Origin of the sequence: Niastella sp., from assembly GCF_045805085.1 — a bacterium.
Taxonomy (GTDB): Bacteria; Bacteroidota; Bacteroidia; order Chitinophagales; family Chitinophagaceae; genus Niastella.
Map to the genome: position 1 here is coordinate 1 of NZ_JBJMLX010000094.1, position 7,329 is coordinate 7,329.

Annotated in this window: 8 protein-coding genes and 1 pseudogene; 5 read left to right on the forward strand and 4 right to left on the reverse strand. The window is 47.0% G+C overall.

Going from position 1 to position 7,329, the window contains the following annotated elements:
* A partial coding sequence (locus tag ACJ751_RS04715) for an SDR family oxidoreductase (RefSeq protein WP_407744228.1) occupies nucleotides 1-117 on the forward strand: 117 nt, incomplete at its 5' end.
* Nucleotides 118-195: 78 nt separating this feature from the next.
* Here the strand turns inward: ACJ751_RS04715 and ACJ751_RS04720 are convergent.
* The 3 genes from ACJ751_RS04720 to ACJ751_RS04730 all read right to left on the reverse strand — a co-directional run bounded on the left by ACJ751_RS04720 (nucleotide 196) and on the right by ACJ751_RS04730 (nucleotide 2,175).
* Nucleotides 196-570: a hypothetical protein gene (locus ACJ751_RS04720; RefSeq protein ID WP_407744221.1), complete on the reverse strand. Its 375-nt coding sequence runs from the start codon at nucleotides 568-570 to the stop codon at nucleotides 196-198.
* 219 nt (nucleotides 571-789) lie between these two features.
* Entirely contained in the window at nucleotides 790-1,779 is a 990-nt protein-coding gene (locus ACJ751_RS04725; RefSeq protein WP_407744222.1) for a phosphatase PAP2 family protein, read from the reverse strand.
* Between the two features lie 114 nt (nucleotides 1,780-1,893).
* Complete coding sequence (locus ACJ751_RS04730) at nucleotides 1,894-2,175, reverse strand: hypothetical protein (RefSeq protein WP_407744223.1); 282 nt, start codon at nucleotides 2,173-2,175, stop codon at nucleotides 1,894-1,896.
* Between the two features lie 232 nt (nucleotides 2,176-2,407).
* On the opposite strand from ACJ751_RS04730, the gene ACJ751_RS04735 reads away from it, so the two are divergent.
* The 4 genes from ACJ751_RS04735 to ACJ751_RS04750 are packed head-to-tail and all read left to right on the forward strand — an operon-like array spanning nucleotide 2,408 to nucleotide 7,013.
* On the forward strand, nucleotides 2,408-3,070 hold the full coding sequence (locus ACJ751_RS04735) for a hypothetical protein (RefSeq protein WP_407744224.1): 663 nt from the start codon (nucleotides 2,408-2,410) through the stop codon (nucleotides 3,068-3,070).
* A gap of 35 nt (nucleotides 3,071-3,105) precedes the next feature.
* Nucleotides 3,106-4,227 (forward strand): SMP-30/gluconolactonase/LRE family protein, encoded by a 1,122-nt coding sequence (locus ACJ751_RS04740; RefSeq protein ID WP_407744225.1) that lies wholly within the window; start codon nucleotides 3,106-3,108, stop codon nucleotides 4,225-4,227.
* Between the two features lie 24 nt (nucleotides 4,228-4,251).
* Entirely contained in the window at nucleotides 4,252-6,543 is a 2,292-nt protein-coding gene (locus ACJ751_RS04745; RefSeq protein ID WP_407744226.1) for a molybdopterin oxidoreductase family protein, read from the forward strand.
* Nucleotides 6,544-6,554: 11 nt separating this feature from the next.
* Nucleotides 6,555-7,013: a molybdopterin oxidoreductase gene (locus ACJ751_RS04750; RefSeq protein WP_407744227.1), complete on the forward strand. Its 459-nt coding sequence runs from the start codon at nucleotides 6,555-6,557 to the stop codon at nucleotides 7,011-7,013.
* Nucleotides 7,014-7,016: 3 nt separating this feature from the next.
* Here the strand turns inward: ACJ751_RS04750 and ACJ751_RS04755 are convergent.
* Nucleotides 7,017-7,329: pseudogene (locus tag ACJ751_RS04755) on the reverse strand (glycogen debranching enzyme GlgX); the annotation flags it as partial.

Genomic DNA, 7,329 nt, shown 5'->3' on the forward strand with positions numbered 1-7,329 from the left:
AAACGCGCAGGCCAGCCGGCCGAACTGGCGCCTGTATATGTACTGCTGGCTTCTGATGAAGCAAGTTATATGTCGGGGGCAACCGTACAGGTTACAGGTGGTATGCCTACTATATAAAAAATATTTGAAGATGATGCAACAAGAGCTGTCATGTATGATGGCTCTTTTTTTTATGTCCGGGGTTGAATATGAACTTCATACTCCCGGATCGTCGTCTACGATCTCATTTTCGACGTATATAATTACGTTCCCATTCCCCAGGCGTTGCTTTAACAGGGTAAGTAAAAAATATACCGATGCATTTTCCAAATACTCTTTTAATTGCCAGATGCCATTACAAAAGCTTACGCCAATTAATAAAGGTTTGTCCAAACCATTGGTGCGATAATAATATCGTACCGGACAATTTTTATTTAATTCAAAGAACAGGGTAGGCACTGAAATAGTTCCCACCGCTTGTAAATATTGGTCCTGCGATAGTTTTATCGGGTCGTTCAGGTAATCTAAAACGTATGGTTCAAAGAATATAAGACTGCCTGTGCAATCAAACACATGAGTTATCCGATCCATAAATAATGGTATTTATTGTGCTGGTAAATATGTATAGGTAAACCCCTCCCAAAACCGGAGGTAAATAGAAAGGATACTTTGGACGGTGAATAGACTAATTGTACTATAAGTTAGCAAACATATTCAGGCTACACAAAAAAATTTAACCATAAAGCATTGATCTTCGTCAGCCATGGAACCAGCTGCAGTTCTGAAACGATCAGGGAAAAGCCACATCCTTTAATTAAACCGGTATACAATACCGGGAAGCCATCTGCCATAGAGATTCTGGGGTGCAAATGAAAGGGTGTTGCGTTTCTTTTTTGCTTCTTCCATTTTCAGTTTTGCATAGCGGTGATAGTTATTGACCACCTGCCGGCCAATTAAGTGACCTAAAATGCCACCTATCAGCACATCTGAAGCCCAGTGCTTGTTTTCGGTAATACGGCTTAACCCCACCACCGAAGCAACGCTATAAGCCAGTACAGGTATAATTTTCCGGTTACTATACTCCATGGCATAGACTGTTGCCGCGGCAAAGGCCAGCGTTGTATGGCCCGAAGGAAATGAAGTGTAGGCATTCACATTGGGCTTGTTTCCGTTGGCATCTTTTTTAAACTGGTAAAAAGGCCCATGCCAGGTGGGTGCATTGGTATGACTTACAGGATCATAATAGTAAGGCCGTTGCCTGCCGGATAAAAATTTTAAAGACTCAAATATCGTAGAGGTGATGTATGCCTGCGTAGCCAGAAAGGTAGTAGTTTTTATCTTTTCATTTTTGAAAAGAAATCCATAAGTACCCAGGGTTGCCAGCGTAATTACTTCATATTTGCCGCCAAAACGGGTTACGTATTTACTCGTTTCTACCAGTCCGGAACTTTCATTGCGCCAGTCAACAGCTTTCCGGTTAATGGATTTATCGGTGAGCAAGACGCCACCGGTAAGGGCTGCCACGGCAGCTGTCCGCGCCCAGTCACGCGGCCTTGCATGAAACGGAGCAGTAACTTCCTGCTTTAAGTCACTGGCCAGTAACTTCCAGTAAACAGGAAAAGTGATCTTTGTTTTGGAATTATAAAACTCCTGTCTGATGCTATCCTGGTTACCTCTTTTTAAAGGAGGCGGAAGATGAGCCAGGCTATCGAGCTTTCTAAACAAGGTATCTTTTTGCTGGCCCATTGCACCAAAGGGCAACAGCAGTACAAAAGCTGCGTATTGTAAGCCTTTCTTCATGTTAATGATCGCCGGTAGTGTTGGTACGAATAAACGTGGAAATCTGTCCACGGGAAAGAATAAAAAGAGGCCGCCTCCGTGTTTTTTGCAACTCAGCAAACAGCCTCATTTATTTTACGCTGTTCTTTCTGCGAAATGGTGCGGTTTATTAAAGTGCTTACACAACGCCAGACCAACTGCCATTCTTAACTGGCCGGTCCTGTTTTCCGGGACCGGACTTAATTCAATCCAGCTATCTTCTTCAATAAAAACATGATTGCCATATAACTTTTGTTCCAATTCGCCATTCATAACAGTGATATGATATTCGTTGTGGTCTTTTTTATTTTTAACGCGGGCAAGTGCGAAATAAGTCTGGCCCTTATACTCAAATTCAATAGATACTATTTCTTCCATACGCTTCAGTTTTCATTTTTTTGATAGGACATAAATACAATAACATGACACTCGTCAGGAGAGACTCATATATAGCCCATTACCGGCTAAATTTACCCATTATGTATTGACTGCTATAAAAGAGGCTGAGGGAGAAAAAACATAAATAAAACAAATATTATACCCGTGATATAAAGGTAACCAATCAGTCTAAAAGTAGCATGCCTATTTTTTTCTTTAACATACCTGTGGCATGGCAATGGCATTTGTTATTACAATGCGGAACAAAGGTGCAACGAAAGAACCATGGCTCAATGAAGTGGTGCCGGCACAACACTCCGGACAATCTTCATTTACCCATAGCCACATCAAATGCCGGAACGCTTCCCATGCGCAGGCATGTTACGGGATTGCAGCCGAACGACTGGTGAATGTGAACAGGTGGCATGAATATGCGGGACAGGCCACGGCATCCTTTCATTTATTTGATGAAACCGGCAACGCGATCAACCGGCCGGTGCAGAAAAATGATTACCTGCGCATTAATATTCCCGGTCCTGATAACCCCGATGCCGATGGAGGCGACTGGGTGCAGGTGGTGCAAACAGGCGAAAAATCAGCGGGTGAACAACAGTTGACCTTTATTACCGTACAATCCTGCGGTAATCCTTTAACCAGTACTACCAGCCCCACCCATTTTTTTGATCAACCAGCTACTTCCACCTTTGTGATCTTTCGCAAACAACTGACCATAATGGCGGCGGTATTTGGCAGGAACGAACATCCTAACCGGCAGAGCCGGAACCTCATCACCCGGATCCGGAACTGGTTTGTATATCTCGGCGCTCAACTAGGTTTGGCCAACCTGCAATGGAAAGCCTTAACGCATGGATTATTACATGAAAAAGAACATTGATCTATTTCTATTTAAACAATAAAATTGCTTGCCGTATGATCCGTTTAATTGTATTTATTCTATGTTGCTATGTATGTATTACGGGCTGTAACAAATTTACCTGTGAACCGGAAAAGCCCCGGCTGACAACCGTTTTTAAAGATGATACTTTTCAACTCACCGGGGTAGCCATTTCACCCGAAGGGCGGTTGTTCACCAATTACCCGTTGTGGTCGGATATTTATAAATACGCCGTGGTTGAAGTTAATGGCCATCTTACAGACCTTAAAACTGAAGAATACCCGATGGCAAAGGCCCCCTACCCCAACCTGTATATGAACAGCTGGCATGCCGGTGACAATGGTAAAGACAAATGGGTATGTGTACAGGCAGTAGTTACCGATGAGGATAACAACCTGTGGGTAGTTGATCCTGCTTCTCCTAAAATGGCAGGCGTATACCAGAACAGCCATAAACTGGTAAAAATAAACCTCAATAATAACACCATTGAAAAAACCTGGTTCTTTGAAGGCGTGGCCGATGCCCAAAGCTACATCAATGATGTGCGGGTAGATAACCAGCGCCAATACGCCTATCTCACCAACAGCAACGAAGGCGGCATTGTGGTGGTGAACCTGGCCAGCGGTGCCATGCGACAGGTGTTGCAGGAACACTACTCCACCAAAAGCGATCCCAATTTCAAATTCATCATCGATGGTCATGAACTGATGAAGAACGGACAACCGGTAAAGATCAATTCAGATGGCATTGCTTTAACACCTGATGGCGATTGGTTGTATTATAAACCGCTTACCGACGACAAACTGTATCGCATTCGAACCGAATACCTGCGGGATGAAACCATGAGCAGCGCCCAGCTGGGCAATAAGGTAGAAGACCTGGGGCATTTTGCCCCCACCGACGGGATGATCTTTGACCACAAAGGCAATCTGTATATAGGGGATATGCGCAAAAATACCATTCTGCGGATCACACCCGATCTGAAAATGGAAACGGTGATCGTAGACGGCCACCTGATCTGGCCCGACAGCTATTCCATTTCAAAAGACGGCTGGTTGTATATCAGCTGTTCACAAATACAAAAACAACCGGAGTATAATGAGGGCGTGAACAAGCGTACCGAACCCTATGCCATTTACAAGTTGAAGATTGAATAATTATTAAACCACAGCTATAACGATATGAGCCAAACACGAAACAGTATAGATGATATCTGGGGAATGCGTACGCCCTATACAGACAACTGGCCGGTACGGGTGGATGAGCGCACAACAGAAACCCCAGACCATTGGGTCCCTTCCGCCTGCCTGTTATGCTCTAATGGCTGCGGCATTGACATCGGCGTTAAAGCCGGCCGTATTGTGGGTGTGCGGGGCCGGGCTTCAGACCGCATAAATCATGGCCGCCTGGGCCCAAAGGGTTTGCATGGCTGGGAAGCCAATAACAGCCAGGACAGGTTAACCACACCCATGATAAAGCAAAACGGCCTGTTAACACCCACCACCTGGGACCATGCCATGGATCTGATAGTGCAGCGATCAAAAGAAATAGTGGCGCAGCATACGGGACTTGGTATTGGGTTCTATACGTCGGGACAGCTTTTCCTGGAAGAATATTACACCCTGGGCGTTATAGGAAAAGCCGGTTTAAGTACCCCACATATGGATGGTAATACAAGACTGTGCACGGCCACTGCTGCTGCCGCTTTAAAGGCTTCCTTTGGCACTGATGGGCAGCCAGGTTCTTACCGCGACCTTGACACTACAGATGTGATCCTGCTGTGCGGACATAACATGGCCTCTCAGCAAACTGTGCTCTGGATGCGCATACTCGACCGGCTGGCAGGGCCCAATCCTCCCACCATTATCGCCATCGATCCGCGTGATACCTTTACCACGCAACACGCCACCATTCACCTGGCGCCACGCGTGGGTACCAACATGGCCGTTATGAACGGGCTGTTGCGCTTCATCATTCTGTCAGGGAAGATCGATCATGCTTTTATTGAAAATCATACTACGGGTTTTGAAGAACTACAAAAAATTGTCGCCACCTATACGCCCGAAGTGGTGGAGGCGCTTACCGATGTGCCGGCCAGTCAGTTAATAGCAGCCGGCGAAATCCTGGCGAACGCCCCCACCCTGGTATCAACCGTGTTGCAGGGTTTTTATCAATCCATGCAGGCCACTGCAGCAGCCATGCAGGTAAACAATATTCACCTGGTGCGTGGATTGATCGGCCGCCCGGGATGCGGCATTTATCAAATGAACGGACAACCAACGGCCCAGAACACCCGCGAAACCGGCGCCGATGGCGATCTGCCGGGTTTCCGCAACTGGGCCAACGAAATGCATGTACAGGAACTGGCTGAACTGTGGAATGTAAAACCCACTATTATTCCCCATTGGGCCCCGCCTACCCACGCTATGCAGATCTGGCGATATGCCGAACAGGGCTCTATCAAACTACTGTGGATCAGCGCCACCAACCCGGCCGTATCGTTACCTGATCTGGCACGCATAAGAAAGATCTTATCGAAAGAGGAACTTTTTGTTGTAGTACAGGATGCATTTATGACCGAAACGGCCCAACTGGCCGATGTGGTGTTGCCCGCTGCCATCTGGGGTGAAAAAACAGGGACCTATACCAATGTAGACCGCACGGTTCATCTTTCTCAAAAAGCAGTTGAGCCACCAGGTGAAGCCCGCGCCGACCTCGAGATCTTTCTCGATTATGCCCGGCGAATGGATTTTACAGATAAAGACGGCGCTCCACTGATAAAATGGAATACACCTGAAGAAGCGTTTGAAGCCTGGAAGCAATGCAGTAAAGGACGCCCCTGCGATTACAGCGGGATGTCGTATTCAAAACTGGCAGCGTCAGGCGGTATACAATGGCCCTGTAATGAACAGTTTCCCGATGGCGCCGAACACCTGTACACCAATGGCTACTTCAATACCTCAGCCAACTATTGTGAAACCTATGGCCACGACCTCGATACCGGCGGCGCTATTCCTCCGGAATTGTACAAGGCCAACGACCCGCAGGGAAAAGCCATCATAAAATCCGTGTTATATATGCCCCCGCATGAAACGCCTGATGAAGCATTTCCATTAATGCTTACCACCGGCCGGGTAGTGTATCATTTTCATACCCGCACCAAAACTGGCCGGTCGAAAGAATTATGCGATGCTGCGCCCAACGCTTATGTTCAATTGTCAACTGAAGATGCCACCCAATACGGTATCAGTGAAGGCGATATGGTGGAAGTACGGTCGCGGCGTGGAATAGTGATCGTTCCGGCAACCATCGGCGGCATTATTCCCGGTCATGTATTCGTTCCCTTTCATTATGGATACTGGGATGAAAAAGGACTGCCCCGCGCCGCCAATGAATTAACCCTGAGCGAATGGGACCCCGTAAGCAAACAACCGCATTTCAAATACGCAGCAGTCGCCATCAGGAAAATCTAAAACTCAACACTATGCATATTGGTCATTACATTGAATTGGTTCATAAAGGACACCAGGACCTTGCAGAAGCATTGCGAAAAGTGGCCCTTCACCATGTTGTTGAACCCGACATAGTAGCTAATTGCACCATGCTGGCCACCTGGTCGGATCAACTGGTGCTGGACCTGCAACCTTTTGTTGACTATTATGGGGAAGAAAAAGACAGGGAACCCGACAGAATGAAGAGCATCCTGTTTGTTAAACCCCGTACAGGAGGCATGGGTCTGCTGCGCGACCTGCACGACCTGTGGCTGATGAGTAATGAAGCTGAGTTGTGTTGCCTGGTGTTGAAAATGGCAGCCATGGGTTTAGGTGACGAGGCATTACTGAGCGCCTGCAATACCATGGAAAAGCAAACAAAACGGCAAACTGCCTGGCTGCTGACCCGGATAAAATCAGCAGCCCCTCAAACCCTCATCGCGGCAGAATGATACTCACTCCTCCTGCGCATTGGCGTTATGCAGTAAGATAATGGAACGGCCCTCAGCTGTGATCGTATCACCGGCATTATACGTTGTTTCCCCGGGGTTGATGGTCTCCTGTACGGTATTGATCACCTCCGTCCAGCTTTCGGCATAATTAGCGGACGGTAATTTATATTGAACCGGATCGGGGGTAGAATTAAAGATGATATAAAAGTTATCATCGGTGATCCGCTCGCCCATTGGGCCGGTCATATCGAGGTCGGCGCCGTTCAGGTAAATACCCAGTGAGCGCGCCACATCTTTTGTATAGTTATCATCCTTT

Bases quoted from the DNA above. Each gene is read 5' to 3' on its own strand.
- ACJ751_RS04735 (WP_407744224.1), top strand. From the start codon at position 2,408: ATGGCAATGGCATTTGTTATTACAATGCGGAACAAAGGTGCAACGAAA.
- ACJ751_RS04720 (WP_407744221.1), bottom strand. From the start codon at position 570: ATGGATCGGATAACTCATGTGTTTGATTGCACAGGCAGTCTTATATTC.
- ACJ751_RS04750 (WP_407744227.1), top strand. From the start codon at position 6,555: ATGCATATTGGTCATTACATTGAATTGGTTCATAAAGGACACCAGGAC.
- ACJ751_RS04725 (WP_407744222.1), bottom strand. From the start codon at position 1,779: ATGAAGAAAGGCTTACAATACGCAGCTTTTGTACTGCTGTTGCCCTTT.
- ACJ751_RS04745 (WP_407744226.1), top strand. From the start codon at position 4,252: ATGAGCCAAACACGAAACAGTATAGATGATATCTGGGGAATGCGTACG.
- ACJ751_RS04740 (WP_407744225.1), top strand. From the start codon at position 3,106: ATGATCCGTTTAATTGTATTTATTCTATGTTGCTATGTATGTATTACG.
- ACJ751_RS04730 (WP_407744223.1), bottom strand. From the start codon at position 2,175: ATGGAAGAAATAGTATCTATTGAATTTGAGTATAAGGGCCAGACTTAT.